General features: G+C 61.8%; 18 protein-coding genes and 1 pseudogene. 18 read left to right on the top strand and 1 reads right to left on the bottom strand.

The window, feature by feature from the left end; all coding sequences use genetic code 11:
* Positions 1-12 precede the first annotated feature (12 nt).
* On the top strand, positions 13-639 hold the full coding sequence (locus OKQ63_RS13520) for a YdeI/OmpD-associated family protein (protein ID WP_264213924.1): 627 nt from the start codon (positions 13-15) through the stop codon (positions 637-639).
* Positions 640-915: 276 nt separating this feature from the next.
* On the opposite strand, the gene OKQ63_RS13515 is transcribed toward OKQ63_RS13520, so the two are convergent.
* Positions 916-1,881, bottom strand: a complete 966-nt coding sequence (locus tag OKQ63_RS13515; protein ID WP_264210597.1) for a LysR substrate-binding domain-containing protein — start codon at positions 1,879-1,881, stop codon at positions 916-918.
* A 52-nt stretch (positions 1,882-1,933) separates the two neighbouring features.
* Here OKQ63_RS13515 and OKQ63_RS13510 point away from each other — a divergent pair, with 52 nt between their 5' ends.
* The 17 genes and pseudogenes from OKQ63_RS13510 to pgi all read left to right on the top strand — a co-directional run bounded on the left by OKQ63_RS13510 (position 1,934) and on the right by pgi (position 21,685).
* Positions 1,934-2,656, top strand: a complete 723-nt coding sequence (locus OKQ63_RS13510; protein WP_264210596.1) for a class II aldolase/adducin family protein — start codon at positions 1,934-1,936, stop codon at positions 2,654-2,656.
* 70 nt (positions 2,657-2,726) lie between these two features.
* Complete coding sequence (locus tag OKQ63_RS13505) at positions 2,727-3,695, top strand: ABC transporter substrate-binding protein (protein WP_264210595.1); 969 nt, start codon at positions 2,727-2,729, stop codon at positions 3,693-3,695.
* Between the two features lie 73 nt (positions 3,696-3,768).
* Positions 3,769-4,803: an ABC transporter permease gene (locus OKQ63_RS13500; protein ID WP_264210594.1), complete on the top strand. Its 1,035-nt coding sequence runs from the start codon at positions 3,769-3,771 to the stop codon at positions 4,801-4,803.
* Positions 4,804-4,813: 10 nt separating this feature from the next.
* A complete protein-coding gene (locus OKQ63_RS13495; protein WP_264210593.1) occupies positions 4,814-5,893 on the top strand; it encodes a quaternary amine ABC transporter ATP-binding protein in 1,080 nt (359 codons plus the stop codon).
* Between the two features lie 610 nt (positions 5,894-6,503).
* Positions 6,504-6,661 (top strand): annotated as a pseudogene (locus OKQ63_RS26235) (IS91 family transposase); the annotation flags it as partial.
* 629 nt (positions 6,662-7,290) lie between these two features.
* Positions 7,291-8,322 (top strand): LacI family DNA-binding transcriptional regulator, encoded by a 1,032-nt coding sequence (locus OKQ63_RS13490; RefSeq protein ID WP_264210592.1) that lies wholly within the window; start codon positions 7,291-7,293, stop codon positions 8,320-8,322.
* A 111-nt stretch (positions 8,323-8,433) separates the two neighbouring features.
* Positions 8,434-9,735 (top strand): ABC transporter substrate-binding protein, encoded by a 1,302-nt coding sequence (locus tag OKQ63_RS13485; protein ID WP_264210591.1) that lies wholly within the window; start codon positions 8,434-8,436, stop codon positions 9,733-9,735.
* Between the two features lie 239 nt (positions 9,736-9,974).
* Complete coding sequence (locus OKQ63_RS13480) at positions 9,975-10,805, top strand: carbohydrate ABC transporter permease (protein WP_264213923.1); 831 nt, start codon at positions 9,975-9,977, stop codon at positions 10,803-10,805.
* Positions 10,806-10,815: 10 nt separating this feature from the next.
* Positions 10,816-11,646, top strand: coding sequence for a carbohydrate ABC transporter permease (locus OKQ63_RS13475; RefSeq protein WP_264210590.1), 831 nt, complete (start codon positions 10,816-10,818; stop codon positions 11,644-11,646).
* A 12-nt stretch (positions 11,647-11,658) separates the two neighbouring features.
* Positions 11,659-12,663, top strand: coding sequence for an ABC transporter ATP-binding protein (locus OKQ63_RS13470; RefSeq protein WP_264210589.1), 1,005 nt, complete (start codon positions 11,659-11,661; stop codon positions 12,661-12,663).
* Complete coding sequence (locus OKQ63_RS13465; protein WP_264210588.1) at positions 12,660-13,433, top strand: L-iditol 2-dehydrogenase; 774 nt, start codon at positions 12,660-12,662, stop codon at positions 13,431-13,433. Before OKQ63_RS13470 ends, OKQ63_RS13465 begins: the two co-directional genes overlap by 4 nt.
* Positions 13,421-14,956, top strand: coding sequence for a mannitol dehydrogenase family protein (locus tag OKQ63_RS13460; protein WP_264210587.1), 1,536 nt, complete (start codon positions 13,421-13,423; stop codon positions 14,954-14,956). Before OKQ63_RS13465 ends, OKQ63_RS13460 begins: the two co-directional genes overlap by 13 nt.
* Positions 14,953-15,879, top strand: a complete 927-nt coding sequence (locus OKQ63_RS13455) for a carbohydrate kinase family protein (protein WP_264210586.1) — start codon at positions 14,953-14,955, stop codon at positions 15,877-15,879. Before OKQ63_RS13460 ends, OKQ63_RS13455 begins: the two co-directional genes overlap by 4 nt.
* Positions 15,880-16,068: 189 nt before the next feature.
* Positions 16,069-17,520, top strand: coding sequence for a glucose-6-phosphate dehydrogenase (zwf, locus tag OKQ63_RS13450; RefSeq protein WP_264210585.1), 1,452 nt, complete (start codon positions 16,069-16,071; stop codon positions 17,518-17,520).
* Positions 17,521-17,612: 92 nt separating this feature from the next.
* Positions 17,613-19,424, top strand: a complete 1,812-nt coding sequence (gene edd, locus OKQ63_RS13445; RefSeq protein ID WP_264210584.1) for a phosphogluconate dehydratase — start codon at positions 17,613-17,615, stop codon at positions 19,422-19,424.
* Positions 19,425-19,427: 3 nt separating this feature from the next.
* The gene (gene eda, locus OKQ63_RS13440; RefSeq protein WP_264210583.1) at positions 19,428-20,081 is read left to right on the top strand and encodes a bifunctional 4-hydroxy-2-oxoglutarate aldolase/2-dehydro-3-deoxy-phosphogluconate aldolase; all 654 of its coding nucleotides are present in this window, start codon (positions 19,428-19,430) and stop codon (positions 20,079-20,081) included.
* Positions 20,078-21,685, top strand: coding sequence for a glucose-6-phosphate isomerase (gene pgi, locus OKQ63_RS13435; RefSeq protein WP_264210582.1), 1,608 nt, complete (start codon positions 20,078-20,080; stop codon positions 21,683-21,685). Before eda ends, pgi begins: the two co-directional genes overlap by 4 nt.
* The last annotated feature ends 77 nt before the right edge of the window (positions 21,686-21,762 follow it).

Genomic DNA, 21,762 nt, shown 5'->3' with positions numbered 1-21,762 from the left:
GGATATCAACCAATGCCGATGATCACTGACTCCGATGATTTCTTCACAAGGGGTTGCGGCAGGTGCGACAGGTTTGCCACGCCCGATTGCTCTGCCAGACAATGGAGCCAGGGCCTTGATCAACTGCGCCGTATCTGTCTCGGCATGGATCTGCAGGAAACGGTGAAATGGGCCCACCCCGTTTACATGTTCGCAGGCCGCAATATTGCGCTTTTGGGCGCCTTCCGGGACGACTTCCGCCTGACCTTCATGAACGCGGGTCTCCTGGAGGACACCGAACGCGTTCTTGAGCCGCAAGGGCCGAACAGCCGTTCGCCGAGTATGCTCCGTTTCATCAGCGCCGGGCAGGTTGCTGTTATGACACCTGTAATCCAGGCCTATCTGCAACAGCTGATGGACCACGCCAAGGCAGGCACGAAGCCGCCAAAGATCCAAAGCGAGATCCCTATGCCTGACGAATTGGGCGAGGCACTGGGCGCAGATCCGGAACTGTCCGAGGCATATTATGCACTGACACCGGGGCGGCAGAGAAGCTACATGTTCAGCATCGCCCAGGCCAAGAAACCGGCAACCCGCAACGCCCGGATCGAAAAATTCCGTGACAAGATCCTAGCAGGCAAGGGGGCAATGGAGCGCTAGACCATTCGGCAGCCGGTTAACGGGTCAATCAGGGTGCAAGGGAACGCTGAGCGCAGCGGGCATGAACGGCGCCCAGACGGACTGTCCCCAACCTTACATGCTTGGACTTCCATGATGAATGTGTCCGTATCTTCGATGCGTTCGCACTCCTTGAATGCACCGTCAGAGATCCCGTGATCGCAAAGGGGGACGAGGACGAGGCCAGGGGTGATGTCCTTCCGCCGGCCTGGAATTCCTGCTATTGCGTCAAGCGAAGCAATCGTTCGAATGCGAAGGTCAAGGGGACGCCGAGCCGCTCACGCGCACCTCACCCAGCAGCCAGTCTTCGAATTGCCTTTGTCGGCTTGAAACCGGAACGCCAGATGGGCTCACCAAGTAGTAGCCGCCTGGAAAAGGTTCGCTCACAAAATTTGTCGGATTTATCAAGGCGCCGGATGCCTTCAGATCGTCGACCAGTGGTGAACCCAGGAGGGCTATGCCTTGCCCGCTTAGAGCGGCTTGAACCAATGCCGGGTATTGATCCATGACAAGACGCTTAATTCCGGCCGGGAATTCCGCTGCATGGGTCCGCAACCAGGTTTGCCATGTCATGTCGACAGGGATCTCTAGGTCGAGCAGGGATTCCTTCAGAAGTTCCGAAGGGTTGGAAATCTTTGGACGGTTCCGCCAGTAATTCGGGCTGCACAGTGGCTCGATTTCCGAGCCGAACAAGTGCTTTTGCCGCAGATAGGGCCAGTCTCCGCCGCCATACCGGACCGAAAGATCAATGCCCGTCAGGCGCAGGTCAACAAGCCGGTCCTCAATGGCAAAGCGCAATTCGATATCGGGGTGCTGCTGCCGGAACAGCGCGATCCGTGGCATCAGCCAATAGGTTGAGAATGCTGCGGTGCAGCCAATGACCAGCGGGCTTCCCGCGGAAGACTTGGCAAGGTTCAACGCCGTTTCGGCCAGATTTTTCAGGCTGCTGCCAACAGCAAGGTGGTACTGAATTCCCTCCCGGGTCAAAACAACCGAGCGGTTGCGCCGCTCAAACAGAGAAAATCCCAAAAACTCTTCCAGAGACTTGATCTGGCGGCTGATTGCCGCCTGCGTCACCCGAAGTTCAGCCGCGGCCGCCGTGAAGCTCAGATGGCGGGCCGCCGCATCGAAAGCAACCATCAAGCCAAGAGACGGAATATTCCTGCGATATCCATGCATAACAAAAACATTATGGAAAAATACATATTTTGCAAGGCGACTCACTCATTTCCCCATGGCAGGTTCACACCGTAAACAGCTAGTTTCCGGAGAAATCATGCCAAACCCAAAATATTTGCAGGATCGCGTCGCGCTGGCAGCTGCATTTCGGCTTGCATCACGCAATGGCTGGCAGCGTGCTGTCGATAACCATTTTTCCCTGGCGGCCGACGACGGCTTGTTCCTCGTGAATCCCCGTGGGCTCCACTGGTCAGAAGTGACCGCTTCGTCCCTGTTGCTGGTCAATCAGCAAGGTGAGGTCATCGAAGGCGATGGCGAGATCGAAGCGTCTGCCTTCTACATCCACTCGCACATTCACCGCGAAGTGCCGCGCGCACGGTGTGTTCTGCATGCCCACCCGACCTATTCGACGGCGCTGTCCTGCATCGAGGGCGGCCGTTTGCAGAACTTTCATCAGGACGCGCTGCGGTTCTATGGGCAAGTGAGCTACGATTCAGACTTCAATGGATCCGCCTTTGACGACAGTGAGGGCAGCCGCATAGCGCGGATGATTGGCGACGGAAAAGTCGTTGTCATGGCGCATCACGGAGTAACAGTGATCGGCCCCACCGTGGCTAAGACCTATGACGATTTCTACTTTTTCGAAGCCGCCTGCGAATACCAGATTACAGCGATGTCGTCCGGGCTGCCGCTGAAGCTGCTGCCGGACGGCAAAGCCGCCAGGATGGCGGCAGAAATGTTCGACGAGGCGCAGGTTGATTTCCACTTCCGGGCGATGCGCCGGCTCTTGGACAAGACCGAGCCTGACTACGCGTCCTGAGCAAGACCTTGGGCAGGGGCTCGTGAAACAGCGCCTGACCTGATTGCCACCAATCACCAGGGAGGAAACTGTGAATATCAAACTCATCGCCGCCATTGCCGCGGCAACCACTGGCTTCGGCGCGAATTCGGCATGGGCCGGCTGCGGGGAGGTTTCGATCACTGAAATGGACTGGGCATCATCTGCTGTCGTTACGGCTGTTGCCGGGTTCTTGATGGAAAACGGCTACGGCTGCTCAGTCACCACCGTGCCGTCTTCGACACTTACCGCGATGGCCTCGATTTCGGAAACCGGCGAACCCGATATCCTGACAGAGTTATGGACAAACACCTCGCCCGTCTACGAAGAGCTGCGCGGCGAAGGCAAGCTCGTCGAGCTGAGCCCGGTGCTGTCTGATGGCGGGGTTGAGGGGTGGTGGCTGCCGGCCTATCTCGTTGAACGGCATCCCGAGTTGGCAACGCTGGATGGCATTCTGAAAAACCCGGATCTGGTCGGCGGCCGTTTCCACGATTGCCCCTCGGGCTGGGCCTGCGAAATAGTGAACACTAACAACGCTTTGGCCGTAAACATGGCAGGGGCGGATATCGCCAGGTTCCAGCCTGGTTCCGGCGAGACCCTCGCGACCTCCATTGCGGCGGCTTATGCTGATGAAAAGCCTTGGTTCGGATACTATTGGGCTCCAACGGCAGTTCTGGGCAAGTATCCCATGGTACTGGTCGATACCGGGCCCTTCGATGCCGAGGCGCACGCGTGCAATACCGATGCGACCTGCTCCGCACCGCGCCTGTCTCCGTATCCGACATCCAAAGTTGTAACCGCCGTGGCCCCCAGCCTTCTGGAGCGCGAACCCGAGGTTGTCGAGTTTCTGAAACGGATGTCCTTCACCAACGATCAGATGGGCGCCGTGCTGGCCTGGCAAGAAGAGAAAGGCGCCTCATATGAAGAAGCCGCCGTGCATTTCCTGACAACCTATAAGGACACCTGGAGCGGCTGGCTTGATGACACCGCGCGCGGCAATCTGAGCGCTTTGCTCCAGTAATCCATAGAACCCGCGGCATGCTCCCGCCGGTTCCGCCCGGCGGAAGCTCCCTAGGCATCAGAATGAGAGAATGATGGCATTTTACGACGGGCTGTTTGATGCGCTTGGCCTGCGCGAATGGTGTGATCAGGGCGCGGGTGGCGGGCCGATGTCCATGACGCAGCTTTTGGGGCAAGTGAACGGAAAAACCGAAGACCCGGCTTCCATAACCTTCCCGTTTCCGTCGCTCGACACCCTGCATGAAAGCTGTTTGCAAATTGCTCAGACCCGCGAGATGACTGCGGCGATAGAACGTATGTTTCTAGCCGCCAAAGACGGATTGAAGCTGGTCCTCGACCCGTTGACCCAGCCATTATCCTGGGCGCTGGATTCCGCTCTTTTTGTTTTCTCGGCGGCTCCCTGGTGGATCCTTGTCCCTTTGCTTGTGCTGCTGGTCTGGGTCTTGTCGCGCTCCTCCGCTGTCACCGGTTTCGTGTTGGGCGCTTTCGTCTTCCTGGGATTTATCGATCATCTCGATGTGGCCATGCAAACCCTGTCGATCATTTTCGTATGCACCGGAATCTGCGTGGTCCTGGGAGTTCCAATCGGGATTTTGATATCCAAGTCGAACAGGCTGCAAAGTGTCGTTTTGCCTGTTCTGGACCTGCTTCAGACACTACCCAGTTTTGTCTATCTGATCCCGCTCATCTTCCTGTTCTCGGTGACCGAGTCGAAGCTCTATGGCATTGCCATAATCCTTTACGCCATTGTTCCCGTGATCCGCTTGACCGATCTGGGCATCCGGCTGGTCGACCAGGACCTGATCGAGGCAGCGGATGCCTTTGGAATGAACCGGCGCCAAAAGCTACTGGGAGTCGAGCTGCCGCTTGCGCTTCCCAACATCATGGCGGGTGTGAACCAGACGATCATGATGAGCCTGGCGATGGTTGTGATCGCCTCCTTGGTGTCGGCGCCCGGGCTTGGTGTCCTGGTGCTGCGCGGCATCCGCAATCTTGAACTTGGTGTTGGCATCGTCGCCGGACTCGGCATCGTGCTGCTTGCAATCATTCTTGACCGGACTTCAAAGGCCGCGCTTTCGCGGCTCAACGCCACCCATGATACGCATTGAGGACACGCCCATGATCAGCACTTCAAAAGTCCAGCTGCGCGGCCTTTACAAGATTTTCGGTGCAACCCCTGTTGCGATGATGCAGCATGTCAGGGCAGGGGTGGGAAAATCCCAACTGCTGGCCAGCCACAAACACGTGCTGGGCCTTCAGGACATCAATATCGATATGCCGGCAGGTAAAACCACTGTCGTCATGGGCCTGTCAGGATCGGGCAAATCCACGCTGATCCGCCACCTGAACCGGCTGATCGAGCCCACCGCCGGTGAAATTCTGATTGACGGGAAAGACGTCATGGGGCTGTCGCAGACCGACCTTCGAGAGCTGCGGCAGAAACGCATGTCGATGGTCTTTCAAAAGTTTGCGCTTTTCCCGCATCGCACGGTTCTTCAGAACGCTGCCTTGGCGCTTCAGGCGCAAGGGGTTGATCAGGATGCACGCGAAAGCGAAGCACGGCAATGGTTGGCGCGGGTTGGTCTGGAAGGCTATGAGAGCCGCTACCCGGCGCAGCTCTCTGGCGGGATGCAGCAACGTGTCGGAATCGCCCGCGCATTGACTTCGAATTCCGACATCATGCTGATGGACGAAGCGTTTTCGGCGCTTGACCCCATGATCCGCACAGACATGCAGAACCTCCTGCTGGAGTTGCAGGAGGAACTGCACAAAACCATTATTTTCATCACGCATGATTTGGATGAGGCGTTGAAACTGGCCGATCACCTGGTGATCCTGAAAGACGGCGGTGTGGTCCAGCAGGGCGAGCCGCAGAGCATACTTCTCAATCCCGCTGCCCCCTATATCGAAGACTTCGTCAGCGACATCAACCGAGCCCGGGTGTTGCGGGTCCGTTCGGTAATGAACGAAACCCCGCCGGAATTGGGATTCGAGGCAGATGTAAGTGCTGAAGATACCCTGGAAACGCTTATCACCCTGTCCGGAGGGGATGCGTCCAAAATTTTCCGGGTTCTGGATAAGGGCAAGCCTGTCGGAACATTGGCCATGCTTGATCTCGTGAAAGCACTGGTTCCGAGAATGCCGGCAGCGGCTGCCCGGACCTCGGCTGACGTGCTGTCCAAGACCTTTTCCGGCTGAGACGGAAGCCGTTCCCTCAGGACTTCGGGAGGTGTTTTGGCGATGTTGCCGGTTTCTGACGCCGGACACCTAGGGCGAAGTGCGCGACAATGGCGTGGTGCTCTGCACTTCGGCAGATCTGACCTAGATCCGCAGCCCGATGACCGAGGTGGGCGGCATGATCGGCGATCAGGTGCGCATCAACCCTCGGATGGCGATTTCCTCTAGTGACATGAATTGCGGAAAATCCTCAATCATCTGCCGCGTCCCAGAGAGATGCATGGAAAACCTTTGCCATAGCAATCATCCAACGCTTAGTGTCCTCGGCAGTGCAGCGGTTCAAACCGGACTTTTGGTTTGCTGCGAAGCGTTTCCGGCCGGCCGATGCTTGCCTTGAGAAACGAGGACGGCGCAGTTTCCTTAACCGGGTGGTTGGTGTCAGCCGGGTTCTGGCACAAAAACGAAGGCGAGGCGGATTGGCCGCTCGCGCGACGGGAACGCCGGCGTTTTGCGGGGCGCCATGAAGCAGAGGAGCGCCTGCGCCGGTACACTCGCCGGGTCTCCCTGTATGCCGCCGCATGGGCGCCTGGCCTGGCCGGGGGCAATGTCGGGATGCTGATTCATGCCGGTCATCCGCGGCTTGCTCGCGCAGAGACCGCCCGGACAGAAACGCAGGAGACCGCTGAGACCGTCCCCGCTCACCCTGTGCTGGCCGTGCCCCTGCCGCGGCAGCCAATGCGCATCGTCGAAATCCACCGGCACGGCCACAAGCTGATGTGCCGTACGCCCTCCCTGGGAGTCAGTTTCATGACGAAACGACCGTCCTTGCATCGAAGACTGCGCCGGTTTCAATTTCCGCTCCGGCGGAACCTGGAGCGTACGGCCGCAGCCAGCTGCACACTTGCCCCATAGCCGCCGCTCAGCCCCCCGCGGCTTCTTCCTTGTCAGATTTCCAGTCAAGAGCCGGGCTGCACACGAACGCTACCGAAGCACCGCGGCCCGCATCGAGAAACCTTCGGCAAAGCCGCCGCCGGTGTCGCTGGCAAAGAGGTCTGCTTTGGACATCGCCCTGGCTCGGAGCGGCGCGTGCGCCGCGCTGCTGTTCAGGCGCCTTTCTTTGGCTTTCCTGCTGGTGATGGCTGTGCCGGACGCTGGCATCGTGATCAATTCCGAATCCCCCTGGACCCGCCAAGCCAATAACCTCCGTCAAGGCCGTCTTCTTTGCATCAATGAATGCGCGGCACCCGGCTTTCGTGCTACGCGAACTCACGGCGTTGCAGCACATGCTTTCCGGAAGTTGTGGTGCTACCTGCGAAACAGGGTGTATATTTTCCGCGCGTCAATTATGATAGTAAATACATTTCAGGCATGTCCATATTGGCCTTGCCATACCCCGTGCAAACAAAGCGAGCACCTTCATGGATGGCAAAAAGATAAGGAACATGGAGGAATTCGCCGCGGTTAGCGGCATTTCACGTCCGACGCTGTCGAAATTCTTCAACGATCCATCCAGCGTGAGGGCTTCGACCAGAAAGCGCATCGAGGCCGCGCTTGACCGCTACGACTACCGGCCCAATCTCTATGCGATCAATCAGAACCGCAGGCTGACAAAAAATATCGGCATCGTTGTGCCCTATCTTGCCGATCCCTTCTTTGCTGAAATTGCGCGCAACGTCGAGGAGCACATTCTGGGCACAGGGTACCGCCCGGTCCTGCTGGGGTCCCATGGCAGCCCCGAACAGGAGATCGAAAACCTGGAAAACCTGCGGCTGCTCAAACCGGCCGGTGTTCTGCTGGCGCCGTTGGGGCGGGCGTCTGACCAGGCGCGCATTGCTGCCTTCTGCGAAGAGGTGCCGACGGTGCTGTTCGACGCCAGCGCCGGTTCTGCAGGTGAGGCGTTTGTTGGCTCCAACAATGACCAAAGCATTGGCCTTATTGTGGATTATCTGTGCCGGACAGGTGAGCCGCCGGCATTTTTCGAGATGAGAGACCCAACGAACCCGAACGCCTACAAGAGGCGCAATGCTTATCTCTCGGCTATGGAACGGCTGAACCACAAGCCGCACCTGATCCAGGCTGCCGGAGAAGGCTGGGAGTTTGAAGAAATCGGTTTTCGGGAAGGAACCCGGGTTGTGCGCGACAGGAATCTGCCGACCAATACGATCCTTTGCAGCAACGACCGCCTGGCGATCGGCTTTCTGTCGGCCGCCTATGAGGCAGGGATACGGGTTGGGCTCGGGGCTGACTGCACCATGCGTGTTGCCGGGCATGATGATCACCCCTTCTCCCGCTACACCTGCCCGACATTGACGACGGTGTCGCAGGATTACGGGGCCATCGCCAGGAAAAGCGCCGAGACCCTGATGGAACTGATCGAGGCGGAAAACCCGCCTGATTCGCGGCAGGAATCCCTCTTTGACGGCCGGCTGGTCATGCGGGGGTCCGCCTAAGCCGCTGATTTTCCGGGTACGCTCAAAACTTTACGCGCGTAAAAAATTAAATTGACGCAGGCACAGCTGCATCGCTATTCTTGGGATGGCATCTCAACAGGGAGGTAGAGGATGTTTGCTAACTACGCATTGGGTGCGGCAACTGCCATGTCGCTGATCGCAGCAGGCAGCGCTTCTGCCGAGACCATCACCATCGCAACGGTGAATAACGGCGACATGATCCGCATGCAGGGCATGACCGGGGACTTCACCGCCAAGACCGGCCATGAAGTGGAATGGGTGACGCTGGAGGAAAACGTGCTGCGCCAGCGTGTGACCACCGACATCACCACCAAAGGCGGCCAGTTCGACATCATGACCATCGGCATGTATGAAACCCCGATTTGGGGCAGGAACGGCTGGCTGCTGCCGCTGGATGACCTGCCGGCCGAATATGATGCCGGGGACATCCTCCCTGCGATGCGCGGCGGTCTCAGCGTCGACGGCACGCTTTATGCGGCACCCTTCTACGGCGAAAGCTCGATGATCATGTACCGCGCCGACCTGATGGAGCAGGCGGGGCTTGAGATGCCCGAGGCGCCGACATGGGATTTTGTCGCCGAGGCTGCCCGCGCCATGACCGATAAGGACAACGGCATTTATGGCATCTGCCTGCGCGGCAAGGCCGGCTGGGGCGAGAACATGGCCTTTCTCACCGCCACCGCGAACGCCTTTGGCGCACGCTGGTTCGATGAGAACTGGCAAGCCCAGTTCGACCAGCCGGAGTGGAAGGAAACGCTGGAGTTCTACGTCAACCTGATGAACGACGCCGGCCCTCCGGGCGCGTCGAACAACGGTTTCAACGAGAACCTGTCGCTGTTCCAGCAGGGCAAATGCGGCATGTGGATCGACGCCACCGTGGCGGCGTCCTTTGTGACCGACCCCGAGGATTCCACCGTGGCCGACAAGGTCGGCTTTGCGCTGGCGCCGGACACCGGCAAGGGCAAGCGCGGCAACTGGCTGTGGGCCTGGGCGCTGGGAATACCGGCCGGCACCCAGAAGGCCGATGCCGCCAAGGAGTTCATCCAGTGGGCCACCTCGAAGGAATACATCGAGCTGGTTGCTGAGAAGGACGGCTGGGCAAACGTGCCGCCGGGCGCGCGCAGCTCGCTCTATGAGAACCCCAACTACAAGGATATACCCTTTGCCCGGATGACGCTGGAGAGCATCCAGTCGGCCGATCCGACCAATCCGACGGTGGATCCGGTGCCCTATGTCGGCGTGCAGTTTGCCGCGATCCCCGAATTTGCCGGCATCGCAGGCCAGGTCGGGCAGGAATTCGCCGCGGCACTGGCCGGCCAGCAGAGCGTCGACGAAGCCCTGGAAAAGGCCCAGGCGCTGACAACTGATGAAATGGAAGCCGCGGGCTACTGATCTCCCGCACGGACACCCGGGGGCGGCCAGAGCGCCGCCCTCTGGCCCCAGCGATCCCCCAGAGCGCATAATCGTCCAAGGCGGCCCGCGTGCCGTCAACGGAGGAGGTACACCAAATGGCAACGCAACACTCCCAACCCGCGGACCGGCTGACGATGGCCCCGCCCAAGGCGGCAAGCCAGCCCGCCGCGGCGGATCACAAAGGCGGCACGAAACACGCCCGCACCGCAGCCCGGCTGATGATGGCGCCGGCCGTGATCCTGCTTCTGGGCTGGATGCTGGTGCCGCTGACGATGACGCTCTACTTCTCGTTCAAGAAATTCCTGCCGCTGCGCGGCGGCGACCTGGGCTGGGTCGGTTTCGACAACTATGTCCGGTTTGTCTCCTCCAGCGCCTTCTGGCCCAGCGTTCAGGCGACGCTGGTGATCGTCGGCGGCGTTCTGGCCATCACCGTGGTCCTGGGCGTGCTGCTGGCGATCCTGCTCAATCAGCCGATGTGGGGCCGCGGCATCGTCCGCATTCTGGTGATCGCGCCCTTTTTCGTGATGCCCACCGTGTCGGCGCTGGTCTGGAAGAACATGTTCATGGATCCGGTCAACGGCCTGCTCGCCCATGTCTGGCGCGCCTTCGGCGCCGAGCCTTTGGTCTGGCTGACCGAGGCTTCGACTCAGTCGATCATCCTGATTGTCAGCTGGCAGTGGCTGCCGTTCGCGACGCTGATCCTGCTGACCGCCATCCAGTCGCTGGACAGCGAACAGCTTGAAGCGGCGGAAATGGACGGCGCGCCGCCGGTGAAGCGCTTTGCCTATATCACCCTGCCGCATCTGTCGCGCGCCATCACGGTGGTGGTTCTGATCCAGACTATTTTTCTGCTGTCGATCTTTGCCGAGATCTTCGTCACCACCCAGGGCGCCTTTGGCACCAAGACCCTGACCTATCTGATCTTCCAGCGGGTGCTGGAGAGCCAGAACATCGGGCTGGGATCCGCTGGCGGTGTCTACGCCATCATCCTCGCCAACATCGTTGCCGTCTTCCTGATGCGCATCGTCGGCAAGAACCTGGACGCCTAAGGAGGCCCTCATGGCACGTGCAATCACATCGCAACGCAAAGCCCTGAATACTGCCCTGGCATGGGGTGTGGGCCTCTTGATCTTCTTCCCGATCCTCTGGACGATCCTGACCAGCTTCAAGACCGAAGCCCAGGCCATCGCCGATCCGCCGGTCTTCCTGTTCTTCGACTGGACGCTGGAGAACTATTCGGTGGTGCAGGAGCGTTCCAACTACGGCCGCTTCCTGTGGAACTCCATCATCATCGCCGGCGGCTCCACCATCCTCGGCATCCTCATCGCAGTGCCCGCCGCCTGGTCGATGGCCTTTGTGCCTTCCAAACGAACCAAGGACATCCTCCTGTGGATGCTGTCCACCAAGATGCTGCCTGCCGTCGGCGTGCTGTACCCGATCTACCTGATCTTCATCAAACTGGGTCTGCTGGACACCAAGATCGGCCTGGTGATCGTGCTGATGCTCATCAACCTGCCGATCATCGTCTGGATGCTCTACACCTACTTCAAGGAGATCCCCGGCGAGATCCTGGAAGCGGCCCGGATGGATGGCGCCAGCTTGCGGGAAGAGGTTCTGTATATCCTCACGCCGATGGCCATTCCCGGCATCGCCTCCACCCTGCTGCTGAACGTGATCCTGGCTTGGAACGAAGCCTTCTGGACGCTCAACCTGACTGCGGCCAAGGCGGCCCCGCTGACGGCCTTCATCGCCAGCTACTCCAGCCCCGAGGGCCTGTTCTACGCCAAACTGAGCGCGGCTTCCACCATGGCCATTGCCCCGATCCTGATCCTCGGCTGGTTCAGCCAGAAACAACTTGTCAGCGGCCTGACCTTCGGCGCTGTGAAATAAGGAGACATCGACATGGGACGCATCACTCTGGACAAGGTCTCCAAAAGCTTTGGCGACGTGCAAGTCATCCCGCCCCTGGATCTGACCATCGATGACGGCGAATTCACGGTTTTCGTTGGCCCCTCGGGCTGCGGCAAGTCCACCCTTTTGCGGCTGATCGCCGGGCTGGAAGACGTGACCTCCGGCCAGATCCGCATTGACAAGCAAGACGCCACCCATGTGCCACCCGCCAAGCGCGGCCTGGCGATGGTGTTTCAGTCCTACGCGCTCTATCCGCATATGTCGGTGCGCAAGAACATCGCCTTTCCGATGCGGATGGCCAAGGTCCCGGTTGAGGAGCAGAACCGCCGCATCGAAGCCGCGGCCAATGCCCTGAACCTCACCGATTACCTGGACCGCCGTCCTGGCCAGCTGTCCGGCGGCCAGCGCCAGCGGGTGGCGATCGGCCGTGCCATCGTGCGGGAGCCTTCGGCCTTTTTGTTTGATGAGCCGCTGTCGAACCTGGACGCCGCCCTGCGCGTGGGCATGCGGCTGGAGATCTCCGAACTGCACGAGCGGCTTGAAACCACAATGATCTATGTGACCCACGACCAGGTCGAAGCCATGACCATGGCCGACAAGATCGTGGTGCTGCATGCCGGTGTGATCGAACAGGTCGGCTCGCCGCTGGAGTTGTACCACACTCCGCGCAACAAGTTCGTGGCTGGCTTTATCGGCTCGCCCAAGATGAACTTCATCGAGGGCGCGGAGGCCGCCAAACACGGTGCCCATACCATCGGCGTCCGTCCCGAGCATATCGAGGTCTCGGGCGAGGCGGGTGCGTGGTCGGGTGTGGTCAGTGTTTCGGAACATCTGGGATCTGACACGTTCTTCCATGTTCACGGCACCGGTCTGGCCGAGACCATCACCGTGCGGGCCGGCGGGGAGGTCGGGTTCCGCCACGGAGACCGTATCTTCATGACGCCGCGCGCCGATGTGATCCATAAGTTTGACGCAGAGGGGCTGCGGATCGCATGAAGCGGCTGGCAGGTAAAACGGCGCTGATAACCGGCGGCGCCCGGGGCATCGGGCGTGCCTTCGCCGGGGCCTACGTGCGCGAAGGCGCCCGTGTGGCCATCGCCGACATTGATTTCGAAGGCGCGCAGACAGCAGCGGAAGAACTGGGCGGCGCTGCCATCGCCGTCCGGCTGGATATCACCGATCAGACCAGCATTGGTCAGGCCGTGGCCGAAACGGCCGCTGAGCTGGGCCGGATCGACATCCTGATCAACAACGCGGCCGTCTTTACCGCAGCACCGGTGACGGAGATTACCCGCAACGACTATGACCGCGCCTTTCCCGTCAATGTCGCCGGCACGCTGTTTACTCTGCAGGCGGTGGCAAAGCACATGATAGACCGCGGTGAAGGCGGCAAAATCATCAACATGGCCAGCCAGGCAGGCCGGCGGGGGGAACCGCTGGTGGCGGTCTATTGCGCCACCAAGGCCGCTGTCATCAGCCTGACCCAATCGGCGGGCCTGAACCTGATCCGGCACGGCATCAACGTGAACGCCATCTCCCCCGGTGTGGTCGAAGGTGAGCATTGGGACGGCGTTGATGCGCTCTTTGCAAAGCATGAGCGCAAGGCGCCCGGCCAGAAGAAACAAGAGGTCGCACAGGCGGTTTCTTACGGGCGCATGGGACGGGCGGAGGACCTGACCGGCATGGCAGTTTTTCTGGCCTCGGACGAGGCCGGCTATGTCGTCGCCCAAACCTACAACGTGGATGGCGGACAATGGATGAGCTGATGGAACGGGAAACAGCACAACGCGCCCCGGTGAAACTGAGCCAGGAGGCGCTGAAGGACCTGCCCGAAGGTGTTGCAGGCCCCGGATACGACCGCGCCGCGCTGAAGCCGGGGATCATCCACATTGGCCTTGGCAATTTCCACCGCGCCCATCAGGCCTGGTACCTGCACCGGCTGATGCAGCAGGGATTGGCACGGGACTGGGCCATCATCGGCGCGGGGGTGCGCCCCTATGATGCCGCGATGCGGGAAAAGCTGCTGGCGCAGGACTGCCTGACCACCCTGATTGAACTGGCGCCCGGCAGCGTCTCGGCCGAGATCACCGGCGCGATGATCGATTACCTGCCGATAGAAGACGGAAACGGCGCGCTGATCCGCGCCATGTCGGATCCGGCGATCCGCATTGTGTCGCTGACCGTGACCGAGGGCGGCTATTTCGTGGACCCGGGCACCGGCGGGTTGGATGCGCGGCACCCCGACATTCGTCATGACGTGGAGAATCCAACCCGTCCCTGCACTGTTTTCGGAGCCATTGCAGCTGCGCTGAAAACCAGGCGCGATGCCGGAGCCGGCCCATTTACCGTTCAAAGCTGCGACAACCTGCGCGGCAATGGCAACGCCACCCGGCAGGCGGTGGTCTCGCTGGCACGGCTCACCGACCCGAAGCTGGCGGATTGGATCGATCAGACCTGCAGTTTCCCGAATTCGATGGTCGACTGCATTGTGCCCGCGACCGGCCCCAATGAGATCGCCCTTGCCCGCAAGCTGGGCATTGAGGATGCCGCCCCCGTCACCCATGAAAACTACCGCCAGTGGGTGATCGAGGATGACTTCTGTGCGGGCCGGCCCGACTGGGATAAGGCAGGGGCGGTGTTCACACCCGCCGTGCATGACTACGAGGTGATGAAAATCCGCATTTTGAATGCGGGCCACCAGGTTTTGGCCAATGCCGGAGAGATGTTTTCGTTGGAGACCATCGCCGACTGCATGGAGCATCCGCTGATTGCCGCGCTGTTCCGCAAGGTCCAGCAAGAGGAGATTGCCCCTTACGTTGCAGCAGTTCCGGGAATGAACCCGCAAGACTATGCCGAACTGATCGAGCGGCGGTTTTCCAACCCCGCCATCCGCGACACGGTCCGGCGGGTCGCCTTTGACGGCTCCTCCCGGCACCCGGGATTTGTCCATCCCATCCTGCGTGACGCGCTGGCAGCAGGCGGACCGATCGCAGGACTGAGCCTGGTCGAGGCGCTTTGGGCGCGCATGTGTGCAGGGACCCGGGAGGACAGCACCGGGATTGAGGCCAACGACCCCAACTGGGAAGCGCTGGCTGAGGCTGCAATGGCCGCAAGGCTGCGCCCGCAAGCCTGGCTCGAACAGCATGATATCTACGGTGATCTGGCCGGCAACCAATGGTTCGCTGTGGAGTTTTCGCGCTGGCTCAGCCTGATCTGGTCGGAAGGATGCGAAGCTGCATTGTGCACCTATACCGGGCAAGAGCAGGCCAAGGGGGGCTTGGAAACATGATCCTGTGCTGCGGAGAAGCCCTGATCGACATGATCCCCGCGCCAACTGTGGACGGGGCGGAAGGATTCGTGCCCCATCCCGGCGGGGCGGTGTTCAACACGGCCATTGCGCTGGGACGGCTCGGGGTGCGGGTCGGCATGCTGACCGGCCTGTCCGCCGACATGTTCGGGCGACAGCTGGCCGAGGCGCTGAAGGCCAGTCACGTTGACACCTCGCTGGTGATCCAGTCCGGCCGCCCCACCACGCTGGCCTTCGTGCGCCTGGCGGATGGCCATGCCACCTATTGCTTCTTCGACGAGAACTCAGCCGGGCGCATGCTTGCGCCTGGCGACATGCCCAAGCTCCCTCAGGAGGTCTCGGCGCTGTTTTTCGGCGGGATCAGCCTGGCCTCTGAGCCTTGCGCCGGTGCCTATGCCGCGCTGCTGGAGCGCGAGGCCGAGGGGCGTGCAGTGATGATCGATCCGAACATCCGGCCGCGGTTCATTCAGGACATCGAACGCTACCGCGCCCGGCTGGACAGGATGGTGTCGCAAGCGGATATCGTGAAGGTCTCCGACGAAGATCTGAACTGGCTGCAGCCGGAACCGCTGTCGCTGAGCGAGAAAGTGTCCTTCCTTCTGGAACGTGGGCCATCCGTACTGATCCTGACACGCGGCGGCGAAGGTGCAACCGGCTATCTTGCGAACGGCGGTGAAGTGCGCGTGCCTGCGGTCAGGGCCAAAATCTCCGACACCGTCGGGGCTGGCGACACATTCAACGCAGGCGTTCTTGCCAAACTGTCTGAGCTTGGGCGGCTGACGAAACCCGAGCTGGCCGCCCTGCCGCCTGACGTTCTGCAACAGGCAATGGAGCATGGTGCAAAAGTGGCGGCGGTTACGGTGTCCCGCGCCGGTGCCAACCCGCCTTGGGCCGGGGAGCTGTAAATGCGAACTTTTCCCTCCCCTTTTCCGCGCACAAATGTTAGCGCTACCAAAAGTGCTCCGCATCGCGGTGTCCGTGATGCGGTCCAAAGGAGGAAAGCCCCATGACCATCAAGTGTGCCATATTTGGCCTGGCCCGCGGCGGCAGGACGCCGCGTCCGGCCGCGGGGCCGAAAGGGACGGGCTGAGCCGATGGTGTCCCGCGTCATTCCCGTCGACCCCTTCGATCTGGTCCTGTTCGGCGCTACCGGCGATCTTGCCCGCCGCAAGATCCTGCCCGGATTGTTTCACCGGTTTGCGGTCGGGCAGATGCCGGAAGGCGCGCGGATCATCGGCAGCGCCCGCACCGCAATGAACCGCGCGGAATTCACCGAAGCGGTGCATGCCTGCCTGCTGGAATTCGCGCCGCAAGCCGTGCAGCAGGCCGGGATGCTGGAAAAATTCCTGGCCGGCCTGGATTACGTGCGTGTCGATGCCGACGGCGGCGAGGGCTGGGATGCCCTGGCGCAGGCGCTGCGGCCGGAGGTCGTACAGGCGTTCTACCTGTCCGTCTCGCCCGCGCTGTTCGGCACCATCGCCGCCAATCTGAGAGACAGGGACATCGCCTCGGCCGACAGCCGGATCGTGGTGGAGAAACCCTTTGGCCATGATCTGGCATCGGCCCGGAAACTGAACGCAGACCTGCGCCGGAACTTCGACGAGCATCAGATCTACCGGATCGACCACTATCTGGGCAAGGAAACCGTGCAGAACCTGATGGCGCTGCGCTTTGCCAACGCCCTGTGGGAGCCTTTGTGGAACTCCACCCATGTGGACCACGTTCAGATCACCGTGGCCGAAAGCCTTGGCGTTGAGGGGCGTGGCGAGTATTACGACCGCTCCGGTGCGATGCGGGACATGGTGCAGAACCACCTGATGCAGCTATTGTGTCTGACCGCGATGGAGCCGCCGTCCCGCTTTACCTCCGACGCGGTGCGCGACGAGAAGGTCAAGGTGATCGAGGCACTGGAACCGGTGGCACCATCGGACATCGTGCGCGGCCAGTACCGCGCCCAAGGCAGCGCAGGCAGCTACTGCGACCATGCCGGCAACCTGCACAGCAGCACCGAAAGCTTCATCGCCATGAAGGTGAATATCGGCAACTGGCGGTGGGCGGGCACGCCATTCTACCTGCGCACGGGTAAGAAGCTGCGGGCGCGCTGTTCCGAAATTGCGGTGGTGTTCCGCGACCCGCCGCACATGATTTTTCCGGACATGGCCGGGCGGCGCAGCAACGCAATGATCATCCGCCTGCAGCCGGATGAAGGCATCACCCTGCGCAACACGATCAAGGAACCGGGGCCGGGGGGCTTCCGCCTGGCCGAGGTGTCGCTGGACATGACCTTTGCCGAAGCGCTGGGGGAGAGGGCCGAGCCGCAGGATGCCTATGAGCGTCTGATCATGGACGTGATCCGCGGAGACCAAACTCTGTTCATGCGCGGCGACGAGGTTGAGGCCGCCTGGGCCTGGGCGGATCCGATCATTGCCCGCTGGGAAGACACCGGGCCGGCCCCGTCGCCTTATGATCCCGGCGGTTCCGGACCGGAGGATGCCCTGATGCTGCTGCACCGCGAAGGACGGCGGTGGCGCGAGATCGGGGGCTGAGCCATGCCCCAGGATTGCAAGTCGCGGCCACCGGCCAAGCCGCACCCCCTATGTGGCGTCCCGGCCAATAATTTTCCCAAGGGAGCACGCCAATGAGCAAGCTCAATGACACCCTGCTGCGCGTGACTGAGCGCATCATAGCCCGCAGCGAACCAACCCGGGCCGCCTACCTTGAACGCATGGAGCAGTCCGCGGCAAAGGGCCCGGCCAGGGCGCATTTGTCCTGCAGCGGCCAGGCGCATGCCTTTGCCGCCAGCGGCGGTGACAAGACGCAATTGGCTGGCGGCAGCGCCGGCAATCTCGGCATTGTCACCGCCTACAACGACATGCTGTCGGCGCATCAGCCGTTTGAACATTACCCGGCCCTGATCAAGCAGGCCGCCCGCGAGGCCGGCGGCACCGCACAGGTGGCCGGCGGTGTGCCTGCCATGTGCGACGGCGTCACGCAGGGAGAGGCGGGCATGGAATTGAGCCTGTTTTCCCGCGACGTGATCGCGCTCGCCGCCTCGGTCGCCCTGAGCCATGCCACGTTCGACGCCGCGGTCTTTCTGGGCGTCTGCGACAAGATCGTGCCCGGGCTGGTGATTGCGGCGCAGGCGTTTGGGCATCTGCCGGCGGTGTTTCTTCCCGCCGGCCCGATGACCAGCGGCCTGGCCAATGATGAAAAGGCCAAGGTCCGCCAGCAGTTCGCCGCAGGCGAAGTGGACCGGGACACGCTGCTGGCTGCCGAGATGGCCGCCTATCACGGGCCGGGCACCTGCACCTTTTACGGCACCGCCAACACCAACCAGATGCTGATGGAGTTCATGGGGCTGCACCTGCCCGGCTCTTCCTTTGTCACCCCTGGTACGCCCTTACGCGAGGCGTTGACTGTCGAGGGTGCGAAACGGGCCTTGTCGCTCAGCGCGCTTGGCAACCACTATACGCCTGTCTGCAGCATTCTCGATGAAAAGGCCTTTGTGAACGGCATTGTCGGGCTGAACGCCACCGGTGGCTCCACCAATCTGCTGATCCATCTGGTGGCGATGGCGCGGGCGGGCGGCATCGTGCTGGACTGGCAGGATTTCTCGGATCTCTCCGAAATCACCCCGCTGCTGGCGCGGGTTTATCCAAACGGGCTGGCGGATGTGAACCATTTCCACGCCGCAGGCGGGCTTGGCTGCATGATCGGCGGGCTGCTGGAGGCCGGTCTTCTGCATCCGGACACCGTGACCGTGGCGGGCCAAGGATTGGAGACCTACACCCAGGAGCCCGTCCTGAACGAAGGCGTCCTGGCATGGCGCGATGGCGCCGGAGGCAGCCTCAACGAAGCCATCCTGCGCCCGCCCTATGATCCGTTCCAGCCGACCGGCGGCCTCAAACGTCTGACCGGCAGCCTTGGCACCGCGGTGATGAAGGTTTCAGCGGTGGCGCCCGAACATCAGCAGGTCGAGGCGCCGGTGCGCGTCTTTGCCGATCAGAACGCGGTCAAAACCGCCTTCAAGGCAGGAGAACTCACCGGCGATGTGATCGTGGTTGTGCGCTTTCAGGGGCCAAAGGCCAACGGCATGCCTGAATTGCACAGCCTGACGCCGCTGCTGGGGATTCTTCAGGGCCGCGGTCAGAAGGTTGCACTGGTCACCGACGGCCGCATGTCCGGTGCCTCCGGCAAGGTGCCTGCCGCGATCCATGTCAGTCCCGAAGCGGTGGACGGCGGCGCCATCGCCCGCCTGCAGGACGGAGATATCCTGCGGGTGGATGCAGTCGCCGGAACGCTTGAGATCCTGACCAAAGGGGTGTGCGTGCGCCCTGCCGCAACCGCAGACCTGACCGCCGGCCAAGCCGGAACCGGCCGCGAGCTGTTCGCAGCCTTCCGCAACACCGTCAGCGCCGCCACGGACGGCGCCACAATCTTCGGAGCCTGACACATGACGCTTTCCCCCAAAGACGCCAGCCGGCTGACCCGCGAGCTTTGCAGCCTCGCCCCAATCGTGCCGGTGCTGGTCATCGACGATGCCGCCGCCGCGCGCCCGCTGGCCGAAGCTCTGGTTTCCGGGGGTCTTCCGGCACTGGAAGTCACCCTGCGCACCCCGGCTGCGCTGGAAGCAATCCGCGCCATGTCCGAGGTGCCGGGCGGCCGCGTCGGCGCCGGCACGCTGATCACCCCTGAGGATGTGCGCGCTGCCAAAGCAGCCGGGGCTGCCTTCGGGGTTTCCCCCGGCGCCACGGATGAGCTTCTGGCCGCCTGCGAGGCGGAACAGCTGCCGCTGCTGCCGGGGGCGGCAACCGCAACCGAGGCCATGCGGCTCCTCGCGCGCGGCTACGACATGCTGAAATTTTTCCCCGCGGAGGCCTCTGGCGGCGCACCGGCCTTGAAGGCAATCGGCGCACCGCTGCCGCAGATCGCCTTTTGCCCCACCGGCGGCATCAGCCCCGCAAACGCCGGCAGCTACCTTGCCCTCAGCAATGTGCTTTGCGCGGGGGGCAGCTGGATCGCGCCGCCGGACCTGATCGCCGCCGGGGACTGGGGCGGGATTGAAACCCTGGCCAGACAGGCCGTGCAATTGGGGGACGTCAGATGAGCGATATCTGGAACAAACTGCAGGAAAACCATAGCGCGGCAGACGGCCGGACGATCATTTCCCTGTTCGACGACCCGGAGCGCTTTGACAGGTTCTCCGTCGAGACCGACGGGCTGCTGCTGGATTTCTCCAAGACCGGCATCGACCGCGCGGCGCTGGATCTGCTGCAGGACCTCGCCGATGACCGGGGCGTCGCCGGGAAACGCGACGCCATGTTCCGCGGCGAGAGGATCAACCGCTCCGAAGACCGGGCTGTCCTTCATACGGCTTTGCGCGCGAGCGGCAGCGAACCGCTGATCGTGGACGGCGAAGACGTGCGCCCTGGGATCAGAGAAACCCTGCGGGCAATGGAAAATTTCGCCGACGGTATCCGCTCCGGCCGTATCCCCGCGGCAAAGGGCGGGGCGTTCACCGATGTGGTGAACATCGGCATCGGCGGCTCCGACCTGGGGCCGGTCATGGCGGTCCGGGCCCTGAGCCCGTATCACAACGGACCGCGCTGCCATTTCGTTTCCAATGTCGACGGCGCCCAGATCTCGGACACGCTGCAGAAACTCGACCCCCGTTCGACGCTGGTCATCATCGCGTCCAAGACCTTCACCACGATCGAGACGATGACCAATGCGGAAACGGCCATCAGCTGGCTGAAAAACGCATTGGGCAGCAAGGCCGTGTCACATCTGGCCGCAGTCTCGACAGCGCTGGACAAGACCGCCGGCATGGGGATCAGCCCTGAGCGGGTCTTTGGCTTTGCCGACTGGGTGGGCGGACGGTATTCCCTCTGGGGGCCGGTGGGCCTGCCGATCATGCTGGCCATCGGCCCGGCGGAGTTCCGCAATTTCCTGGCCGGGGCGCGGGCCATGGACACCCATTTCCTGACTGCCCCGGCAGACCGGAACATGCCGCTGCTGATGGGACTGGTTGGGATCTGGCACCGCAACATCTGCCGCTATCCGACCCGCGCAATCCTGCCCTACGATCAGCGTTTGGCCAAATTGCCCGCCTACCTGCAGCAGCTCGACATGGAGAGCAACGGCAAGCGCGTTTCGAACCGCGGAACACCGTTGGAGCGCAGTTCCGGTCCAGTTGTCTGGGGCGAAGCGGGAACGAACGGGCAGCATGCATTCTATCAGCTGCTGCACCAGGGAACCGAAATCATCCCTGCCGAGCTTCTGGTGGCGGCCGGCAGCCATGAACCCAGCCTGAGGGATCACCACGATCTGCTGAAGGCGAATTGCCTGGCCCAATCCGAAGCCCTGATGCTTGGCCGCTCGCCGGAACAGGCCTTGGAAATGGCCGCAGCGCTCGGCTATACCGGTGAAGAACAGCGCGTTCAGGCGGCATACCGGACCTTCCCAGGCAACCGCCCTTCGATGACGCTGGCCTATCCACTGCTGACGCCGTTCTCACTAGGCCAGATCATCGCGCTTTACGAACACAGGGTATTTGTGGAAGGCGCCATCTGGGGGATCAATTCCTTTGATCAATGGGGTGTGGAGCTGGGCAAGGAACTGGCCAGCGCCTTGGTGCCTATGATCAAGGGCGCCCCGGCCGAGGACAAAGACCTGTCAACTCAAGCCCTGATCCGGAAACTGTCTGTGTGAAAGGCCTTTCGGATTTCCCCGTTGCCGGCAAAGGCCGCTATTTTAACGCTTCTGAGAAAATCGCAAACGAGTGTTTC

Origin of the sequence: Leisingera thetidis, assembly GCF_025857195.1 — a bacterium.
In the GTDB taxonomy this organism is placed as follows: domain Bacteria; phylum Pseudomonadota; class Alphaproteobacteria; order Rhodobacterales; family Rhodobacteraceae; genus Leisingera; species Leisingera thetidis.
Note: the sequence above shows the minus strand (reverse complement) of the source record. Positions and strands in the feature narration are given on the sequence as shown.